The organism is uncultured Roseovarius sp., from assembly GCF_947489715.1.
Classification (GTDB): Bacteria; Pseudomonadota; Alphaproteobacteria; order Rhodobacterales; family Rhodobacteraceae; genus Roseovarius.
Window position 1 is genome coordinate 1 of the sequence record NZ_CANLER010000029.1, and the last position, 1,143, is coordinate 1,143.

Genomic DNA, 1,143 nt, shown 5'->3' on the forward strand with positions numbered 1-1,143 from the left:
GTTCGGATCGGGTTTGAAGCGGGCACAATGAGCCAGCATCTGTTTTATGGGCTAACGGACGATGGCTTTGACGTTGTTTGCATGGAAGCCCGGCAGGTAAATGCCGCATTGTCGGCGATGCGAAACAAGACGGACAAGAATGACGCTCGCGGGATTGCTCAGATCTTGAGAACTGGCTGGTTCAGCCCGGTTCATATGAAGAGCAGAGAGGCACATGGCACGCGTGTGCTGTTGAGCTGTCGCAAAGCCTTGCTCAACAAAACGATTGATCTTGCCAACGAGGTTCGAGGTCTCTTGAAGATCTTCGGGCTGCGCCTGCCCAAGACTGTCCAGCATGGCAGTTTCGATGGCGTCGTGCGCCCATTGATCGAAGCCGACGATGTATTGGCACATGCAATGTTGCCGCTGTTGGACGCACGACTTGAGATATACAAAAACTTTCTCGACCTGGACCGGCGGGTCAAACGGGCAGCCAGGCATGATGAAGTCTGTTTGCGGATGATGACTGTGCCTGGTGTTGGGCCAATCGCGGCACTCACTTTTAAGGCGGCCGTCGATGATCCTGCCCGCTTCAAAAGCTCTCGCACCGTTGGTGCGCACTTCGGCCTGACGCCACGACGATATCAGTCGGGCGAGCATGACAACCCAGGTCGAATATCCCGAGCGGGAGATCGAGATGTGCGATCAACCCTATATGCCGCAGCTAATGCATTGTTGATGCGCACGATGGCTGGATCACAAATCAAATCCTGGGGGATGCGCCTGATGCGTACCAAAGGCCGACGTCGCGCTGTCGTCGCTGTTGCGCGCAAACTGGCTGTTCTGCTCCACCGCATGTGGACAGATGGCACCGAGTTCCGTCCGGTGAAGGTGGAGGGCACAGCATGATCTGAACCGCCCAACACCAAAACCGAACGGGGTCGTCCTCACCGGACGAGGTTCGTGGATGAAGCCGAATATGGCTGCTGCGCAACGAGAAGCGCGTCCCAAAGCAAGGCTCTCCACTGCCAATCCGACACATGCATGCAGCGGTGCCATCACGGCATCAATAAGACTGCGAAGAGAAGCGTGACCCGGATGAGTGACAATGGACCTGCGAAAAACAAGGAAAATGAGCTTGACCCAATCGCCCAATTAGAGAAG

2 protein-coding genes are annotated in these 1,143 nt (G+C 55.8%); both read left to right on the top strand.

Annotation, left to right across the window (positions count from 1 at the left end; translation table 11 throughout):
- A partial coding sequence (locus Q1B27_RS24425) for an IS110 family transposase (protein ID WP_299852792.1) occupies positions 1 to 888 on the top strand: 888 nt, incomplete at its 5' end.
- Between the two features lie 54 nt (positions 889 to 942).
- Positions 943 to 1,143, top strand: a 201-nt coding sequence (locus Q1B27_RS24430; protein WP_299852795.1) for a hypothetical protein, incomplete at its 3' end; no start/stop codon positions are given.